At 42.1% G+C, this 17,797-nt stretch carries 18 protein-coding genes; 6 read left to right on the plus strand and 12 right to left on the minus strand.

Annotated elements, in window-relative coordinates; genetic code table 11:
- The first annotated feature begins 109 nt into the window (after window positions 1-109).
- Together NH399_RS01395 and NH399_RS01400 are read left to right on the plus strand one after the other, a co-directional pair.
- Window positions 110-604, plus strand: coding sequence for a peptidylprolyl isomerase (locus tag NH399_RS01395; protein ID WP_253036619.1), 495 nt, complete (start codon window positions 110-112; stop codon window positions 602-604).
- Between the two features lie 57 nt (window positions 605-661).
- Window positions 662-1,414: a UDP-2,3-diacylglucosamine diphosphatase gene (locus NH399_RS01400; RefSeq protein WP_253036620.1), complete on the plus strand. Its 753-nt coding sequence runs from the start codon at window positions 662-664 to the stop codon at window positions 1,412-1,414.
- Between the two features lie 85 nt (window positions 1,415-1,499).
- On the opposite strand, the gene NH399_RS01405 is transcribed toward NH399_RS01400, so the two are convergent.
- Window positions 1,500-1,952: a hypothetical protein gene (locus tag NH399_RS01405; protein WP_253036621.1), complete on the minus strand. Its 453-nt coding sequence runs from the start codon at window positions 1,950-1,952 to the stop codon at window positions 1,500-1,502.
- Between the two features lie 501 nt (window positions 1,953-2,453).
- On the opposite strand from NH399_RS01405, the gene NH399_RS01410 reads away from it, so the two are divergent.
- The 3 genes from NH399_RS01410 to NH399_RS01420 are packed head-to-tail and all read left to right on the plus strand — an operon-like array spanning window position 2,454 to window position 3,817.
- On the plus strand, window positions 2,454-2,798 hold the full coding sequence (locus NH399_RS01410) for a helix-turn-helix transcriptional regulator (protein ID WP_253036622.1): 345 nt from the start codon (window positions 2,454-2,456) through the stop codon (window positions 2,796-2,798).
- The gene (locus NH399_RS01415; RefSeq protein WP_253036623.1) at window positions 2,779-3,348 is read left to right on the plus strand and encodes an SRPBCC domain-containing protein; all 570 of its coding nucleotides are present in this window, start codon (window positions 2,779-2,781) and stop codon (window positions 3,346-3,348) included. Before NH399_RS01410 ends, NH399_RS01415 begins: the two co-directional genes overlap by 20 nt.
- 37 nt (window positions 3,349-3,385) lie before the next feature.
- Complete coding sequence (locus NH399_RS01420; RefSeq protein ID WP_253036624.1) at window positions 3,386-3,817, plus strand: hypothetical protein; 432 nt, start codon at window positions 3,386-3,388, stop codon at window positions 3,815-3,817.
- Between the two features lie 161 nt (window positions 3,818-3,978).
- Here NH399_RS01420 and NH399_RS01425 read toward each other — a convergent pair whose 3' ends face one another.
- From NH399_RS01425 to NH399_RS01475, 11 genes are all read right to left on the minus strand, one after another.
- Window positions 3,979-4,536, minus strand: a complete 558-nt coding sequence (locus tag NH399_RS01425) for a dual specificity protein phosphatase family protein (RefSeq protein ID WP_253036625.1) — start codon at window positions 4,534-4,536, stop codon at window positions 3,979-3,981.
- Window positions 4,537-4,791: 255 nt separating this feature from the next.
- Entirely contained in the window at window positions 4,792-5,406 is a 615-nt protein-coding gene (locus tag NH399_RS01430; RefSeq protein WP_253036626.1) for a tRNA-(ms[2]io[6]A)-hydroxylase, read from the minus strand.
- Between the two features lie 126 nt (window positions 5,407-5,532).
- Window positions 5,533-6,201, minus strand: a complete 669-nt coding sequence (locus NH399_RS01435; RefSeq protein WP_253036627.1) for a hypothetical protein — start codon at window positions 6,199-6,201, stop codon at window positions 5,533-5,535.
- 169 nt (window positions 6,202-6,370) lie between these two features.
- On the minus strand, window positions 6,371-7,450 hold the full coding sequence (locus NH399_RS01440) for a hypothetical protein (RefSeq protein WP_253036628.1): 1,080 nt from the start codon (window positions 7,448-7,450) through the stop codon (window positions 6,371-6,373).
- Window positions 7,451-7,570: 120 nt separating this feature from the next.
- On the minus strand, window positions 7,571-7,876 hold the full coding sequence (locus tag NH399_RS01445; protein ID WP_253036629.1) for a hypothetical protein: 306 nt from the start codon (window positions 7,874-7,876) through the stop codon (window positions 7,571-7,573).
- A gap of 255 nt (window positions 7,877-8,131) precedes the next feature.
- A complete protein-coding gene (locus NH399_RS01450; RefSeq protein WP_253036630.1) occupies window positions 8,132-8,986 on the minus strand; it encodes a hypothetical protein in 855 nt (284 codons plus the stop codon).
- Window positions 8,987-9,000: 14 nt separating this feature from the next.
- The gene (locus NH399_RS01455; RefSeq protein ID WP_253036631.1) at window positions 9,001-9,498 is read right to left on the minus strand and encodes a hypothetical protein; all 498 of its coding nucleotides are present in this window, start codon (window positions 9,496-9,498) and stop codon (window positions 9,001-9,003) included.
- A 209-nt stretch (window positions 9,499-9,707) separates the two neighbouring features.
- Entirely contained in the window at window positions 9,708-13,739 is a 4,032-nt protein-coding gene (locus NH399_RS01460; RefSeq protein ID WP_253036632.1) for a cobaltochelatase subunit CobN, read from the minus strand.
- A 27-nt stretch (window positions 13,740-13,766) separates the two neighbouring features.
- Window positions 13,767-14,090: a DUF2149 domain-containing protein gene (locus tag NH399_RS01465; RefSeq protein WP_253036633.1), complete on the minus strand. Its 324-nt coding sequence runs from the start codon at window positions 14,088-14,090 to the stop codon at window positions 13,767-13,769.
- Complete coding sequence (locus NH399_RS01470; RefSeq protein ID WP_253036634.1) at window positions 14,077-14,661, minus strand: MotA/TolQ/ExbB proton channel family protein; 585 nt, start codon at window positions 14,659-14,661, stop codon at window positions 14,077-14,079. Before NH399_RS01470 ends, NH399_RS01465 begins: the two co-directional genes overlap by 14 nt.
- Before the next feature lie 78 nt (window positions 14,662-14,739).
- Window positions 14,740-16,929 (minus strand): TonB-dependent hemoglobin/transferrin/lactoferrin family receptor, encoded by a 2,190-nt coding sequence (locus tag NH399_RS01475; protein WP_253036635.1) that lies wholly within the window; start codon window positions 16,927-16,929, stop codon window positions 14,740-14,742.
- Window positions 16,930-17,317: 388 nt separating this feature from the next.
- On the opposite strand from NH399_RS01475, the gene NH399_RS01480 reads away from it, so the two are divergent.
- A complete protein-coding gene (locus tag NH399_RS01480) occupies window positions 17,318-17,797 on the plus strand; it encodes a type III secretion system chaperone (protein WP_253036636.1) in 480 nt (159 codons plus the stop codon).

Here is a 17,797-nt window from a genome sequence, read left to right on the forward strand (position 1 = left end):
TTGCGTAGCGCCGATCTATGATAAAGCACTGCGATAAGCGAATTAGCCATGATAGATGGCAAATTTGTGGCATAATTAGAAACAACTTAACACAGTAAGAGTACAAGCAATGGTTATTATTCATACAAGCATGGGCGATATCACCCTGGAAATGATGGCAGATAAGGCCCCTGCCACCGTAGAGAACTTTTTGGACTACGTAAAAGCTAAGCACTATGACAATACCATCTTTCATCGAGTTATCGATGGCTTTATGATTCAAGGCGGTGGATTTGAGCCTGGTTTAATTCAAAAATCGACACAAAAACCGATCAAAAACGAAGCCAACAATGGCGTTTCTAACGAAACAGGTACAGTGGCAATGGCACGTACCATGGACCCACACTCCGCTTCTTGCCAGTTCTTTATCAATGTAAGCGACAATACTTTCTTAGATTTTAAAAGCGAAACGCCTAATGGCTGGGGTTATTGCGTATTTGCCAAAGTCGTTGCAGGCATGGAAGTAGTTAACCAGATCAAAGGGGTCGCTACAGGTAATCTGGGCGGTCACGGCGATGTTCCTAAAGAAGACATTGTAATTACCTCGGTAGAGATCACAGAGTAATATCTTGGATGCAGGGCAGCTCACTGCCCTGTTCAACCAGCCAATAACCAGACCGTTATGACCATTCACCTTATTTCTGATTTGCACTTATGTGATGATGAACCGCATTTGCTGCAACTGTTCCAACACTATCTAACTCACCACGCGCAACAACTCGATCAGCTGATTATTCTGGGCGATTTCTTTGAAGTCTGGGTTGGCGACGATCATCGGATTGAGTGGATAGAATCGATTCGCCAACGTTTATTAAGCCTGACCCAGCAAGGTACCGATGTTTATTTTTGTCATGGCAATCGAGATTTTCTCGTTGGCGAAACCTTTGCTCAAAGTGCCAACATCAAACTGATGGAAGAACACCAACCTCACCGTATCGGCTCTACCGATGTTCTGTTATGCCACGGTGACAGCCTGTGTACCGATGATGATGCCTTTATGGCATTTCGAAAAGAGTCCCGTTCGCAAGCTTGGCAACATCAGTTTTTGTCCCTACCACTGGAGCAACGCATCACTATTGCCAGAGGATATCGTGAACAAAGCAAAGCAGCACAGGCTAACAAAACGCTTGATATTATGGATGTCAATCAACAGGCCGTCGCAGAGGTCTTTGAACGTTTTAACGTCAATACGATGATCCACGGTCATACTCACCGCCCAGCTTTACACCCGATGGGCAATAAACAACGTATCGTGCTAAGTGATTGGGGAAAAGAAGGGAATTTTGTCAGTATCAACGATTCAACGATTAGAATGTTCTATTTTGATACCGATCAGCTCAGAGAAGACGAAGCCATCAGAACTCAATTGTTCTGACATTATTGAGCACAATCAAACAAAACGTCTATCAAACACTTACTGGAGCGTTCCTTAATAAGACCGCTCCAATAAGGCTCATAAACTACACAATATCAATACGCCACAAATCCGACGCACTGACTGCCAGTGTTGCCTGATAGTCATTACTGTAGCTGCCTTCAACCACCTTAATAAGAAAACCGTTGTTTTCTAGATCATGCATGGCTTCTTCGGGATGAACATCATCATGATAATTAACGATCAAGCTTTGACCGATGTGCATATCGAAGGTATGGAAAGGCAACGGACGAGTCTCAAGACGCTCTCTAAACACATCGTATAACATGTGATCAGAATTGATAATATGGTATTGAATTCCTCCGCCAGGATTTAAAATAATACGGCAATTATCACTTTCGGCGGCAATCAAGGTTGCTTTCATTGAGCCATTGGCCAGTGCTGAAGCCTGCTCAGCGGGCATCAATTGTATAAAATCAGTGTCTGCAAACAAGCAAGTGCTCTTTTGCGACTTTTTCAGGCTTAAAACTGCATTCATTACTACTACCACTCTATTTAATCGAATAGATTGCGCCAACAAGCGAATGGCGATTCCCTTTTATGAGTCCATTTTTTATTTTCCAATAGCCAAGCACCGCTTACTGACAAATAACCGGAGGTTACCAGTAAGGTGTTTTTTAACGACTTAGAAAGATATAAAAATGAATTATTAAATGTTTCATCCACTTAATAGGCTCATTAAGGCACAGGATAAAGTGGTCTCGCGAAACATTTACCAATTTAACAAAAGTCGGCAACAAAAGACACCGCTATTTGCATCAGATCCCCATCTCTTAAGGCAGAATCTCATAAATTTAGAATAACTATCTCATAATGAAGTACTTTTGGAACGCTGAGCTCTCTTGTGCCCTCATAAAAACCATGGCTTTTAACGCCCATTATCCACAGCTCACTCAAACCAGATGGACGACCAACTTGACGAATCCCACCGAAAAGCGCTACATTAATATGTAACCAAGTAGTTACATATTAAATTCTGATGATGGATTCAATTTTTCAAGCATTGGCCCACGAAATAAGACGACAGATTCTGGATATCGTGAAAGAGAATCCAGGCTGCCACAGCGGCGATATCTGCGAGTATTTTGACGTTAGCCGTATTGCCATCAGCAAGCATATTAAAATTCTCGAGCAGGCTTCGCTGCTCGTGATAGAAAAGTCAGGCCGCCATCGCCTGCACTATTTCAATCCCATGCCTATTCAAGCTATTTACGAGCGCTGGACCGATGAGTACAGCCAGTTTTTTGCCCCCAAAATTAATTTATTTAAACAACAACTTGAACGAGAAGAACAACAAGAGAGCAATGATGAAAAGACTGCCTAAAAACGTTTATCGCGTTGTCATTAACGCACCAATAGAAAAGGTCTGGAAAGAGCTAACGAAACAAGATGGCCTGTGTTCCCACTTTTTTAATGCTCGACTGGACACACCGGGTTTGCAAGTGGATGCACCCGTACGTATGCGCAGTAAAGATGGCAAATACACCTCTGTGGTAGGAGAAGTACTCGAGTGGGATCCACCCTATACCTATTCTCACAGTTTTAAATTTACCAACCTCGACGATCCCTACTGCAAAGTCACTTACAAACTGAAAGAAGTCGAAGGCGGCACGGAATTTACTTTAATCAACGAAAATGTCCCTGCAGGAACCAAAACTGCCGACTACATGGATCAGGGTGGAACCTTTATTACCGAAACACTCAAAGCCGTTGTGGAAACAGGTCGCCCTACTTTTAAACAACGCCTGTTGCTTTCAGTCATTGGCATGACAGCCTTTATGACCCCAAAAGTTTGCCTGAGCGAAAACTGGCCATTCGATAAAAAAGGCGATTACAACGACGCCGATTTTCAACCTTCAGAACAAGAGGACTAGGGCCTCAATGAACTCATCAACTAAAGAGGACTAATCAATGAACTCATCAACTAAGCCTGCGGTATGGTTTTGGATCATCAGTGTAATTGCTTTGTTATGGAATCTGGCAGGAGTCGCCGCTTTTGTTGTGCAAATGTCCATGACGCCCGAACAGATGGCAGCCCTGCCAGAAGCCCATCAAGAACTTTATCGGGTAATGCCAGCCTGGGTAACGATTGCCTTTGCTGTTGCCGTATTTGGCGGAGCCATTGGCAGCTTGTTACTCTTGTTAAAAAAGTCTCTGGCCAAAATGATACTCATTGCTTCTCTTGCAGGCGTGCTAGCCCAAATGACTTATAACTTTTTCTTAAGTAATACTTTTGAAGTGATGGGCAAACAAGCGATGACCATGCCCATTGTTGTTATAATCATCGCACTCGCATTAGTTGGATTTAGTCACATGAGTACGAATAAAGGCTGGTTAAACTAAAAAGAAAACAAACATCAGGGGCAACATCAATAAGCTTTCGCATGAATGAAAACTTATAAGAAAGTTGCCCCGATGATAAACAAAAACTGCCTGACATAGAAATATCCATTTCGCCCAGAGCTTGATAAAAAACTCAGACGGCTTGTCTAACTTTCTGGGCACTAAAGAGCAGAGGTCTTCTCTGACCAAGAGCGAACCTTATTCGTCTGTGCCGGTTTTTGAGGGCACTTTTTCTCTCTCAAGTAAGGATCATGGCTGCGAAGCTCGGTGATCTTATTCAAGGCGTCTTCACCTCTAAGTCCGTGTCTTGCCAACCAACAGCCGACAATGGTTCCTGTTCTGCCATGGCCAGCTAAACAGTGTATATAAACAATTTGATTTCGCTTATTTGCAGCATCGATCATATCCAACAAATGAACAATCGATGCATCATTGAAGACAGTTCCATCCATAACAGGCACTCGAATAAAAGTCGTTTCTACGCCTCTTTCTTCGGCAAGACGCTGCAAAGCATCGTGATAAAAAGCAAACGGCTTTCTTGCCACTTCATCTTCTTCTTGCAAGCTAATAAAGGTTCTCACCCCCATATCCAGCAGGTGTTTAATGTACTGCTTACTAGCATAACTTTCGTAACTGACTGGAGTCGAACCAGCAATTAGCTTTCCCTCTTCAACAGGCCAATAATAAAAGGTGATATTGCTATCTTCAAACTTTGCCATTTAAATACCAATCCATGTTATCGGGAGTTTCTAGTTAAATTAATGCTAGTTGAGAATGTTAAAAGATACTAAATCAATAATGATAAACTTTAAGACGACTGAGCTTTGGTGATTATTTCTGTCGTGATTGTGAGACGCAAAGCATAGGTTTCTGGAGCAGGATCATCACCAACAGCCAGTCGAGTCGATTAATCCAATGTCCAGGCTTTATACTTTAGCAAAAGCGACCTACTGACGAGTAGATCGCAGAGAAATTTATTGCGGTATTCCGCTGTGAAAGCGATAAACAGAGTCAGGACGATTAATAAGTTCTGCTTCTAATTCACCAAACACACGCACTCGGTCATCAATAGGTTCGTCGGAATACTCTTCAGCAAGGGCCAGGTAATCCGTAAAGTGCCGGCTTTCTGACTTTAATAAGAATCGATAGTAACGAGCCAGTTTTGGATCCGATTCATCAAACAATGGCGCCAGGGCATGAAATCGCTCGCAAGAGCGCGCCTCTATGTAAGCGCCAACCACTAGCACATCCGTTAAAGCGCCTTCTTCACCCGTTCGCATTTCTTTACGCATTCCCGCAGCGTAACGAGAGGCCGATAGATGCTGATATTCAACTTTACGCTCACGCATAAGATCAAATACCTGCTCAAAATGGCGCAACTCTTCACGAGCCAAACGCGACAGTTTATGCAATAACTGCTCACGCTCAGGATATTTAAACATCAAACTCAATGCGGTAGATGCGGCTTTTTTCTCACATCGGGCATGGTCGATCAACAAAATTTCTTTATTTTCCAAGGCTTTATCTAGCCAAGCAGCAGGTGTTTCACAATGCAGAAACGATTTAACGGGGCTAATATCCGTGGTCATATTCTCTAGGATGGAATCTATTAGTTCTGAATGGCGCGCATTATAGCCCGAAAACAGACTATGCGCAGAAACTTCTTAATTGACAGCCACCAAAGCCACATTTTCATCGCATTCAGTGTTGGGAATTTATTGAAAATCCTGTGTCTCCAAATAGAGCATTTGCCGCCAATTAAAACCTTTTAACTGAGGATGTTGATGAAACGACTTTTTATTAAGAGGAATTCGCGTATCCAAGGTCACTCTATCGTTCAACTTAGTGGATTGCTCAGCACTCTTTCCCTTCTCTAACCAGATGATTTGGTCAAAGCTAGGCTTTTTTGCCAGCTTGTGAATCAATAAAGTGAAAGTCTCATCGAGATCAACTCGATAGAAACTCCCATTAGCACCTTCTTCAATAGGCTCGATTAACAACATCTCTTCTACAACAAAACCCAGTTGCTTGAATGTTTTCTTACCCTCACGCTCAAAGTGCCCGGCATAAACATCAGCGTTAAAAGAATGTAACTTTCCACTCATGAGATCATGCAAATCAAACACCTGTGGTCGAAGAGAAACCAAAGACTCTTTTTCAAGCAGCTGATTAACAGATCGGGCCGACTCGCTGGAAGCAGCTTTTATCTTCATAACAACCTGATGTGCGTGAATAGAGCCATGCAAAGGCATGTGAGAAGCTACCCAGTGCTCACCCACCTTCACCAAAGCCATACCGTGAACACCCTTAGCCGAAGGCTCAGCATTAGCTGAACTAGCCAAAAATAAAATCACAATCGCCAGAAAAATAACTCTAAAACTCATCAGGTACACCTTGGTTAAAACAGACTTGTTTTTCGAAGTATAAATTAATTGTTATGGATAAATCTATTGGGAGACGTCGCTTTATAGTTAAGTGCCAAGAGAAAAGAACGAAACAAAAACACTAAGCAAGATCGAAGCTTCTCTGGCACAGACAAGATCAAAAAATCAATCACTCATCAACCGGTCTAGGCACCGTAATAGTCGGCAGCTCCCTCTCCTCCGACTTGGCAATCACATATTCATCCCACAGTTCGATCTCTTGCTCTCCATACAAAATAATCCGAATAGGAATGTCTCTATACTCAATATTCCCTGTGGTATACCCTCGAAGATGACCAGGAACAAGCTCATATCGAGTCTTAAGTGCCTCGCGCGTTGCCACCGTAGGTGTCGTCATATATTCGATAAAAGCGTCATAACAACGCATGGTCCGTGTTTTTTCTCCATTGAGTTTACTGACCCAGTCAATAAGCTCATCAGCGACTTCTTGAATATTGCCACAGTCAATGCACTCACTGACTCGAAACTCTCCCAAACCAAAAATAATGACTTTAGACTCTAACGGAATGTTAGAAACAATGTCTCCATTTGTCACTTTAGCCAAAAATTCTTCAATAGAAATACTCACGAGTTGATCGGTTAATGACAGCGTAATCGAGCTATCGGCAAACACGCAAACACTCGTTAAACAATATTCATCATCACCACGCTTTAAAAAAGCCGCAAAACGCTCTCCTTTAAATCGCTCAGAAAAATAATCGTCTTCGTCGGCCTTAATAATGGGATACCCATCAACCTCACCCAGTGACGGAATCTCAACATCATCAACAACAATAGACGTTTTGCCATGGCAACTGTATAAGTTTTCCAGCTCAGGATTAAGAACTTTTAGGACTTCCACCAGATGTTCATAGTAGCTGTCTTTGTTATAAAGCCAGCGTCCTTCATAAATCCTCCAACATCCAAGCTTAGGAAAAGATAATTCGGCGTGGTCAGGAATCTCAAAAACATATTTTTCGCTATTAATACCTGCTTCGAGCCCTTCAAGATCGACTCGTTCACCGCAGTCCACCAACCCGTCCTCATAGATATCCATATTGCAAAAGGTGTAATCGCTGCCGTCGTGTAGCAAGCCAGGTACAGAATAGCCAGCAATACGCTTTATTCGCTCTACGCCAGAATAGCGAGAGAGGTGGATATCTTCTGTTTCGTTTTTAAAGCGGTTGAAAAATTTCTTTAAAAATTTCATAAGAATAGAGATGCCCTGCTTATCACTAGTACTAACTATATGTGGACAAACGCTATTCTTCAATAACAACTTGAACGACTGAGTATTTGAATAAGACCGGACAGGCTCTTGAGTTCACGCCTAAATAACAGAGTCCAGTAGCCCCAGAGCATCAAGTTTTTCGATTGATGTAGGCTGCCACTCACCCTCACTTTCTTGATAATCATCTATTGACTCAATTTTTTCATCAATCCCCATCAACAAGATTGTCTCGTCAAAAAAGGATTCAGGAATATCCAACTCACCCCAGTTCGGCTGCGGAATAAAAATGAAATTAGAATGCGAACTTTGTTCTGAAGCATTTATCGAGAGCATATTAAGCAAAGCAGGTAACAGAAGCGTTGACCTGAACTTCAAACATATATCTTTATAACCATTATTTTTCATCACTACCTCCTAATATCATGGCATATCATACGATTTAAGCTCCTCTATTAAAGAAGACGTTTGACACCAGATTTAAGTAACAGTGATTATTATTATTTTTACTCCTATCTGACTCAAAAGAGTATCATACATTTTTGCCCTGTGTTAATTTAGTAACAATATGTCGCAAAAGTTTCTATATTCACTCGGTAATATGTCACTATAAAAAAATGGCTGAGTTATCAACCCAGCCATTTTCATCACACCAAGGAGAGTTTAAGTTTCATCTTGAACTTTGGGAGCTTCCTCATTCACTACAACATTTTGCTCTTCAACATTTTGTTCAACCACATTCTGCTGAACTTCATCAACCTCATCGTCTGACTCATCATCGTCTTCAATCAGCACGGCGCCAATTGCATCGGTAACACTCATACGATCTTTTTCATTGTCCAGCTCTACAGTCATTAAGCCTAAAAAGGTTCTCACAGCGTCAATTCTATCTTCAGAGGATGGATGTCCTTCATCCCCATCAACGCCTAAGATAGTTGCCTCATTATCTTGCAAAAGCTGGACGATATCATCAGCTTCCATCCCCTTAACGGTTAGAAGATAGTACGCACCAATACAGTCGGCCATAATTTCCTGATTAGGTCGGCTAATGTTTTCTGCTTCTTCTCCAAACACTTTCTGAGTAGCCAGATGTCCATATTCATGCGCAGCTACAAAGGTTCGAGCATTTTCGTCTTGAACAACAGCAATTGTTTGAGGTAATTGAATTCCCCACTTCAAAGGATCGTTTTCTTCCCCGGTGCCTACGATAGTCTGTTGGCCATCAACCATTGCACCATCCATTAACTCTGAAAAAACAATACTTTCAGACACTTCCATTCCATTCACAATGGGTGTTTCTTGATCGAAAAACAAATCGCTGAGAAACGTTACGATCAAAGGAGATTCTTGATTCAATGAATTTTGAGAGTTTTGAATAACTAACTGTTGCTGTTGCAATAAATCCAGCCCTTGATTTTGAGGAACCTCATTACCTTGAGCACCATCTAATGGTCCATTTTGCCCAATATTTTGAACACCCTGTACACCTTGAACGCCATCTAAATTATTAACATGCATAATTATATCTCCTATTAAATTCTAATAAACTGTTCGTGACTTACTGGGGCAATATATTCCCCACTGCTATCATTCTCTTTTGGGAAGTGGTCATCCACTATGTCTTCACGCTCGAGCCAAGACTTACATAAAAGACTCGCTGTCCTTACTTTTGAAATCAAAGTTTCTAAACCGATTTCTCCTGACACTTCCAAATTCACTTGGTGGGCAATACAAAACTCCGACAAGCTTTGTGAATATGTGACAAAAAACTCGTTAATTTTGCTAAAATCCAACTGCATAGAAAGGATGTATTTCATCACTCTAAGTTGTTCTTCTTTAGTTCCACCAATACCAGAAACAACACTGTAGATGGTCAATACAGACTTAACATCGTCAAGCTGAATAAATAACTGAGTACCTTCAGAAAGAGTAAGAGCAGCGTTATCGCTATCACCTAAAGAGAAGTCTTTGATTCCATACTTTACTCGTAGCGAATCAACTTCTTGTTTTAAGAAGTTTCTGTGACTCATTAATTTGACCTCCTATTGTTCTATCGTAGAAAAAGCAAACGAACACTTTCCGTTCACACTCAATAATTCAGTCACAGAAAAAATAAAAAAGTTTTAAGAAAGCTCAAAAGAAGTTTTAAAAGCAAAGAAAGAAACAACAATAAGGAGAAATTATGGAAAGAATAAGGAGAGGACGTAAGGCCGCTAAAAAGCACTTAGCGGCCTGTTTTTTACGTGTTATAACGTCTTTGAGATTGTACGATCATGCCAAGTAAAAACATCAAAAGAGATAAAATAGCAACAGTGATTAAACGCCAATTTAAAATATCATCAATCTCTGACGCTTCAACTTTCTCAAGTTTTTGCCCAGTTATTTGCTCGACACTCGCCTCAGAAGCATTGGCCTCTTCTGTTTCTGCAGATTGCTCTGCAAACATATCTTGACTCATGTTAAGACCAAATCCCTTCCCTTGCTCTATGACATAATCTTGAAGCTTTTCGTTATCGACAAAAAGATCATACTTTTCTACCAGTTCAGCAAAGCGCTCAATCAATTCTTTGCGAACTTCATCGCTGGCTTGCCAATACTCTTTGCGATTAGCTTCTAACATACGCTCGATCATTTGAGCCTGTGCGCCAGGATTAACCTGCTCGAACCACTCATTAAGCTTCAGATCATGTTTATCTTTGATATACACATCATAAAACTCTTTCCATTGATCAGAACGTACCAGATTAGGATCGACAACTTGCCAGCCCCAGAAGTTAGAAACACGAGAAGACAAAGCAACAGCGCCGCTGTAACCTTCTTTTTGCATTTCTTCAATCCAACGCTTATGAAATACTCGAGTTCTTAATTCTTTTGCCAAGAAGCGATCGGCTGACTCCATCTTGGCATTGGTCGCATTACGCAAGTTAGAAATTTTCATTTCTGGACTTTTACCATCGATATTACGAACTGCCAAAGCCAATGCGCCAAAGTACTCAAAAGGGTCATCAGAACTTAACATGCCATAGACATTGGATGAACGCGAGAACATGGCCACATCAGTACCTGATAGCTGTTTGGCGTAAAGCTCCGTATTGTCTCCCTGCTCACCCCAACGCGATGGGTCCGCACCATAAGCAAAGCCCATGTTAGATAAATAATTATCAGCAATTTTTTTATCGGTTTCCCAGCTATCAGAAGCAAATACTGGCCCATCAACCCCTGAGCCGTACTGACCGGATTCGTTAGAGAAAATACGCACACTCGATAAGTACTCGGCCTCTTGTTCTTCTATCCCTTCGGCGATCAGCTCCCGTTTAACACGCTGAGAGTTTTTCCATACCGAATTATTCTCTTCTTTCAATTCAGCAATTTGCTTAATGGCTTTTGCCAGTCGCTGCATAACATTAGGGAAAGCATCACGGTACAAACCGGTTGCAGATAGTACGACATCCACTCGTGGTCTTTTTAATTCACCAGCAGGAATAATTTCGGTACCAATCACGCGACCATCTGGACTCCACTTAGGTTTAACCCCCAAAGCATAAAGCGCCTGGCTTTCTAACACACCGTAATGGCGCATCGCTTCAATAGACCATAATGAAAAAGCTAACTTGTCAGGATACTGACCATGCTTTTTGTAATAATCATTGATAACATCTGTGACCAGACTTTTGCCCTGCTCATAAGCAGCTTTGGTAGGTAGTCTTGAAGGATCAAAACCATAAAGATTAGTGCCACTAGGTAATGATTCAGGATGTCGTACCGGATCTCCACCGGTTTTAACAGGAATATAACGTCCTGATAAAGCATCCACCAACGAATCTAATTCTTTAATCCCTTTAAGGTTGGTGTAGTACTCTTTGGCGCGTTCTATATGTTCTTTAAGAGCCTCACTCATAGAGTCAGGCAGAGCTTTTGTGGGTTTAGCGACGACATAGTCACGTACCGTTTTAAAGCCCGCGGTGTCTTCGATCGCTTCTGAGCGACTATGTAACGACGAGCCTTCATGAGTATGAGTATCAGGTCCATGAGAATGGTCATCACCACCATCATCATGATGGTGATCAGAGCCGTCACTGTGGTCATGGTGACCTGCCTGATACATTTCATTCTCAAAATCAGAGACTTCTTTCATAAAGTCTTTACCTAACATTTGAGTCACGGTTGAGATCAATAGCTTTTGTTCCGAAAGCTCACCAAAGGTATGTAAACCTAAGGGTTGAAGCTGTGTCGCTAACTCTTCCATATAATTATGCAACTCTTCGAGAAACAGCTCAAACTCCTGTTTGATACGCTGATCTTCCCAACCCAGGTCCTTGCAGATATTTGACTTCATGCAATGCTCAGTGATCTGAGCGGCAGTGCGCTCTTTAACGCCGCCCTCATCCAAAGCTTTGTACTGGTGCATCAGTTCGTGGATATCAGCAATATCGCCCTGTAAGCCCGCACTAGCGAATGGAGGTGTCAAATGGCTGATCACAACCGCACTACCACGACGCTTGGTTTGCATGGCTTCACCCACATCATCGATAATGAATGGATAAATAACTGGCGTAGTGCCAACCGCTAAACTGCCGTCATCATAGCGTGATAGACCACGTTCTTTACCCGCAAGATATTCTTGCGAGCCGTGAGTACCTAGGTGAACAATTGCATCGCTGCCCCAATAAGCTCTGGCATAATAATAAGCAGCCAAATAAAAATGATTCATGGGCACAGTGCCTTTATGATACAAGAGCACATCCTGACCCTTATTATCCGCTCGTGGTGGTTGACGCATAACAAGCATACTTCCATTACGAATACGAGGAATCACAAAGTGAGGCTTTGACTGGTGCTGTACTACCATAAAGTTATCTTCTGCTTTGCCCCAGTGCTTATTGATAGGAGCACGAACTTCTTCTGGCAATGTATTAAACCAACTTAAGTATTCTGCAACGGGCATAAGCTCAGCCAAATCGTCTTCAACTAACTTATCCAGTTCATAGTTTCGATAGAATGGCGTTAGAATACGATCAATGCGCGATGTAAAATATTCGTCCTGAACAGCTTCAACCTGATAACCTTCTTTGTTGAGTCGACGGCTGATGGAGGCCAGGCTTTCTGGCACATTCATAAACGAAGCCCCAGCATCTCTATCACCCCACACCATCACCGTCATCTTTTTATTAGCATTAGACTTATAACGTAAATTCGCGAGCTTCAATGAACGTTCAATCATATAATCTAACTGATAGTCGATCATTTTGCTCTGCCCTGTTTTTGCATCGATAGCAGCAACAATAATAGGACCGATGACGCCAGACGTTTCTGGCAGCACGAAAACGAAAGGCGTCATACCCGGAGAAATGCCCTGCGAGCTTTCTTCCCACTCTGTTTGTTCACCATCATAGTAAGTTAACGCCTGGACAACAGGTACACCCCAGCGCTCGAATTCTTTTTTGCGTTTGTTTGCCCAATGGATGGCGCGGAAATTAATAATCAAGTCGACTTGAGTTTTTCCATCAACCTGCAAAAGATGAGAATAATCTCCAGAACGAGGACTCAGCTCAAAATAAAAAGGAATAGCAATACTGCCTTTATCTTCCAGACGTTGAATGGTCTCGTTAACCAGTCCCATCTGTTCTGATTCGAGTAATGCCCGTTGGAATAAGATGGCAACCTTCGGGTGGTCACCAGCAATGCCATCTAATCGTCGCTGCTGCTGATACTCAGCCAATGACTTAGAGACTCGCTGAGGTAACGAAGGATGATAGATCCCTGCTTTAGGGAAAATAATCGGCTCGGCAACTTCTTTAGGAGTGCGAGAAAAAACGTTTTTCTGGAAATAAGCCGTCAAACGTTCAAAGTTCTCTTTGCCACCATTAATGTAGTAATCTCTTACTCGTTGAGCCTGCTCTGATGTTAATCCTTGAAACAACCCAGTCTCTTGCCAAGGATGCATTAGCATCATCTTAGCTTTAACAGATGCTAACTTTCCAATGTACTTAGCATAAGTTCGTTTCGACTCTCGCTTCGATACACTGTCAAAAATAACCATGTCGTATTTTGAGAACATGGCATTAAGATCAGCGACATCCTTCAGCGATGCTTCAGACTTGGCTTCAACACCCAGATGATGAACTTTTGCAACACTTTTCAGTGCCGTCACCTTGGCTTTATTTGAGTGAGCAGCACTAACCAATAGAACTTTCTTGCTATGCGCATGAAGATCTAAACTAATAAACAAACTGGCCACTATCGCAATTAGGGCCAACCATCGAGAATTCATAACATTTCTCCACTAACACATAACAAATTATTGGCTTTGTTCTTTCTTTTCTGGCACATAGACAATGGAGCCGTCGGCCATCTTGTAAGCAATGCCTGCTTTAACACCTTCACCTGAACCAATCTTGCCTTCGCTTTTGTATTTTTCGATTTTCTTGCCTTCTTTGACAATCAACTCCATATTTGGCTGGCCAGCGTTTTTAATCACGGTGACGTTTTCTTCCAAAAAAGGATTCATTGGATTTTGAGCAATCGCAATGAGCAAAGCCGCAATAAGAACCAGAAATACATCAACCAGATTAACTACCGACAAGGCAGGATTGATGGATTCATCTTCATCAAGCAGCCTCATGGATATCTACCTTTTTCTGTGTTCTATCTTGCTGTGACTTGAGGTGACTTATTAACACCAGTTCTGAAGCCAACCATCGTTTTTTAACGCTAGCGATCCAGAAAGTAATAGACGCAATCACCAAACCAAATATAACGGCTGAGAAGGCTACGATTAAATTCTCACTGATACCTTGTATGTTTCCATCAGCTAAACTTTTTAAGGCAGGTCCCATCGGAACCATGGTCGCAATCAGACCTAACATAGGGGCAAGACGACTCACATTACGTACCCCTTCCATTTCTTTTAGTGCAGCGACATCAAGTTCATCCTGACTAAGTTCTGGCTGAGCTTTGGTCATAGCTAGCAAAGGATGGCCACGTAATAGAGATTCAGGAAGCTCTGCAAGGTCGTTGTGCGACGAGAGTTTTGCTACCCGTGGACGAGCAGCACGGCGTTGTAAAGTTTGAAAAAAACACACGCCACTAACATAAAGGGAATACCCCATCAAAATAACGAGTAAAATGAGAACTGGCGCCAAAAACAGATCAGTTAACTCATACATTAATTGTTCTAACAGCTGAATATTCATTGTGCCTCACACCTGAAACCCGGCACTCGGCCGGGTTGCTTTATCAAAATAAATTAAAAGAGTGGTTCCCACTCAAGATTAAAACTCGTAACTAAAGCCAACACGATACTCAATGCCTGCTTCTTGGCGGCGGGCTATCGTATCGCTATCAGATGCATTCACCCCTTGCAGACTGCTCCAACGCGCATACTGTCGATTAAAGAGGTTGAATATACCCAGTTGAACTTTTGCTTTTTTATTGATCTGGTAATGACCAAAAACATCAAACAGTGCATAACTGTTATTGGTTACTTTAGTCGGTGCAGAAACCGCATCTTTCTTATTGACCAAAGTCATCACCGCTTCCATACCCCAGTCGCCAGACTCATTATCAAAGCCAACGCCAGAAACGATAGTCAAAGGCTCAATGCTATCTAACGGTACATCCGCTACGCTGTCTGTTCCGCTGGCATAAGCTAATGACTGACGTAAACGCCACTGTTCATTAAAGTTCCAGATTAAGTTAGCTTCTAAACCTTTGATTCTTACGCGACCAATATTGCTATCCTGGAATAAGCTGATACCGTTACTTTGACCAATAAACTGAGTCGAAATGAAATCTTCGTAGTTGTTTTCGAAGATGCTCATGCTCAGGTAGCCCTGACTTAAGTTTGATTTAAAGCCTAACTCAACGCCTTCGCTGGTTTCTGGTTTTAGATCAGGATTAGGTACGATTGCATACCCATGGCCAAGATTCACAAAAGATTGATTGGCTTCATCAAAGTTTGGAGCACGGAAGCCTTCGGCATACTGTAAGAAGAATGAGGTCTGGTTGTTTAACTCATAAATGACTCCCAGATTCGTCGACACCTCACTTTCGTCAAACGACTCGACAGGGAAACCGAAATTGGCCTGTAAGTTGGCCGTATCAGCATCCATCTTGTAGTTGTCGTAACGAACACCTGGAATAACCGTAAACCCAGAATCACCTAACACCATTTCGTCCTGCCAGAATACGCCAATGCGTGTGGTGTCTGTGTCTGGGAAAGTCTTGTTTGGAAAAGATTCTGGCGGTGCAAATGGGTAAGAACGAATATCACAGACCGTCGTATTGGTCATGTTATCGGTGTCACAACGATGACGTGGACGTTCGGTATCGAACGACTCATAACTAAAACCATAAACCATAGAGTGCTTAACACTTCCAGAGTCGATGGTTTTAAGTAAGTTAGCACTAATGCCAATAATATCTTGATTAAACTCGAAGTCTGTTACGCGCGATGCCGGAGTACCAAACGGAGCGAATGGGAATGAAAAACTGAGGCGATCTTGTTCTGTATGCTGCAAACCATCAATGGTTTGAGTATAAAAACGAGCCGACATGGTGTCCGCAAAGGCTGAATCAGCCTGCCAGTCATACTCAACACTAAAACGCACACGCTCATTGTCGTCCATACCCGTAGACGCAGTCACAGAGCTGCTTAAATCTGTTAACAGATTGTAATCAATTGAATCTTCGAAGTAGTCTACGACAAAACCCAACTTATGAGTTTCATTAGGAGCATAAACGAGTTTAAATAAAGCACTTGTTGAATCGCCATCTGTTGGATTCAACTGAGCCGTGCCACCTTCAATGTCTTTTTCTTTAAACGTTCGGCCAGTGATCTTAGCAAGATAACTCCAGTCGCCACTAGCACCTGCCGCAGTAACACCTAAATTAATTTGTTCATCCGCGCTGGCAGCACCAACATCAAGACGAAGATAAGTGTCATCTTTATTATCCAGATACTCGACTGGATCTTTGGTATTTAACAGAACAACACCACCTAATGCATCAGCACCATATAAAGCCGATGCTGGACCGCGAATAATCTCTGCACTGCTTAAATCGCTAACATCAACCAAGTCACTACCGTAAGCACTTGGGCCTGCAAAATAGATATCACGGCTACGAACTCCATCGACCAGCATCAGTACTCGGTTACCGCCAATACCACGAATATTAAAACCAGTGTTACCGCCACGAGCAGAAGAAGACAACGTAATACCTGGTTGGTAACGCACTAGGTCGTCCAGATCATTTGCCAGTTCTTTTTCTAGCTGTTGGCCATCGATCACAGTTACGGTTGCAGCAACGTCCTCAGCTGCGCGTTCTAAGCGTGTTGCAGTAACGGTGACTACACCATCGGAGTCTTTCTTTGCTTTATCATCTTCGGCATACGCCTGACTGACCAGAACGCCCTGTACAGCCAAACTAACAAGCGTTAACGCGAACAATTTTGATGTCATCTTCTTTCCCCAGAAAACATGAACTCTATAAATTTCATGCGAATGATAATGATTCTTATTTTTATTATCAAGTATTGATTTTGGAGATACAATGTAGCATTTTCACTATCCTCTTGAATTTCCTAGAGAAATTTAACAAACCGCCAACGCTTCCATGCAGCATCCTCTACTCTAGATGTCACTAGACACTCAAATTTCCGTAATCCATCCTCAACGATTTTAACGGTGCCATCAGAGCCAAAGACAAAAAAGTGGAAAATTTTCTGACACTTTAGATCAACTTTTAACCACTCCCTGTTACTCAATAAATAAGAAGGCAGCAACGAAAAACAACGTAGCGCCAACGTATTTAAACGCAACGAAAGTTCTCAGATAACAGGTGAACGCTATGAATAGAGTTGAACAGATTGATTTGATATTAACCGAGCTAGGGCCTGCAATTGATGCCAGTTATATTGTTAAACACGACGAATCCAACTGGAGTATCGTATCGTCAGACAATTTAATTATCGATATTTTTTATGCGCCAGAGCAACACAAACTTACTTTACAGTGTGATCTGGATAAAGCACTCCCCCAGTCTCCAGAACTCTACAAAATGCTATTGACTTATAACTGCTTATGGCAAGAAACAGGTGGCTTACGAGTTGCTTTAAACAGTGATAATAGTCTAGTTCAAATCTTCGATCTCTTTATAGAAGAACTATCACTCCCGGATCTTATAACGATTACTCAAAACTTTTTGGAACGTGCCAATGTCTGGAAAGAAGTCATAGAAGATGCAGATCTGTCTCAATTTGATAATGAGCAACATCAAGTCCCAAAAGCTTCTTATTCAAACTTTCAAAACTTGAACCAACTGGCATAA

This window comes from Pleionea sp. CnH1-48, assembly GCF_024124665.1.
Lineage (GTDB): Bacteria > Pseudomonadota > Gammaproteobacteria > Enterobacterales > Kangiellaceae > JAMXSB01.

Bases quoted from the DNA above. Each gene is read 5' to 3' on its own strand.
- NH399_RS01395 (WP_253036619.1), top strand. From the start codon at position 110: ATGGTTATTATTCATACAAGCATGGGCGATATCACCCTGGAAATGATG.
- NH399_RS01400 (WP_253036620.1), top strand. From the start codon at position 662: ATGACCATTCACCTTATTTCTGATTTGCACTTATGTGATGATGAACCG.
- NH399_RS01405 (WP_253036621.1), bottom strand. From the start codon at position 1,952: ATGAATGCAGTTTTAAGCCTGAAAAAGTCGCAAAAGAGCACTTGCTTG.
- NH399_RS01410 (WP_253036622.1), top strand. From the start codon at position 2,454: ATGATGGATTCAATTTTTCAAGCATTGGCCCACGAAATAAGACGACAG.
- NH399_RS01415 (WP_253036623.1), top strand. From the start codon at position 2,779: ATGATGAAAAGACTGCCTAAAAACGTTTATCGCGTTGTCATTAACGCA.
- NH399_RS01420 (WP_253036624.1), top strand. From the start codon at position 3,386: ATGAACTCATCAACTAAGCCTGCGGTATGGTTTTGGATCATCAGTGTA.
- NH399_RS01425 (WP_253036625.1), bottom strand. From the start codon at position 4,536: ATGGCAAAGTTTGAAGATAGCAATATCACCTTTTATTATTGGCCTGTT.
- NH399_RS01430 (WP_253036626.1), bottom strand. From the start codon at position 5,406: ATGACCACGGATATTAGCCCCGTTAAATCGTTTCTGCATTGTGAAACA.
- NH399_RS01435 (WP_253036627.1), bottom strand. From the start codon at position 6,201: ATGAGTTTTAGAGTTATTTTTCTGGCGATTGTGATTTTATTTTTGGCT.
- NH399_RS01440 (WP_253036628.1), bottom strand. From the start codon at position 7,450: ATGAAATTTTTAAAGAAATTTTTCAACCGCTTTAAAAACGAAACAGAA.
- NH399_RS01445 (WP_253036629.1), bottom strand. From the start codon at position 7,876: ATGAAAAATAATGGTTATAAAGATATATGTTTGAAGTTCAGGTCAACG.
- NH399_RS01450 (WP_253036630.1), bottom strand. From the start codon at position 8,986: ATGCATGTTAATAATTTAGATGGCGTTCAAGGTGTACAGGGTGTTCAA.
- NH399_RS01455 (WP_253036631.1), bottom strand. From the start codon at position 9,498: ATGAGTCACAGAAACTTCTTAAAACAAGAAGTTGATTCGCTACGAGTA.
- NH399_RS01460 (WP_253036632.1), bottom strand. From the start codon at position 13,739: ATGAATTCTCGATGGTTGGCCCTAATTGCGATAGTGGCCAGTTTGTTT.
- NH399_RS01465 (WP_253036633.1), bottom strand. From the start codon at position 14,090: ATGAGGCTGCTTGATGAAGATGAATCCATCAATCCTGCCTTGTCGGTA.
- NH399_RS01470 (WP_253036634.1), bottom strand. From the start codon at position 14,661: ATGAATATTCAGCTGTTAGAACAATTAATGTATGAGTTAACTGATCTG.
- NH399_RS01475 (WP_253036635.1), bottom strand. From the start codon at position 16,929: ATGACATCAAAATTGTTCGCGTTAACGCTTGTTAGTTTGGCTGTACAG.
- NH399_RS01480 (WP_253036636.1), top strand. From the start codon at position 17,318: ATGAATAGAGTTGAACAGATTGATTTGATATTAACCGAGCTAGGGCCT.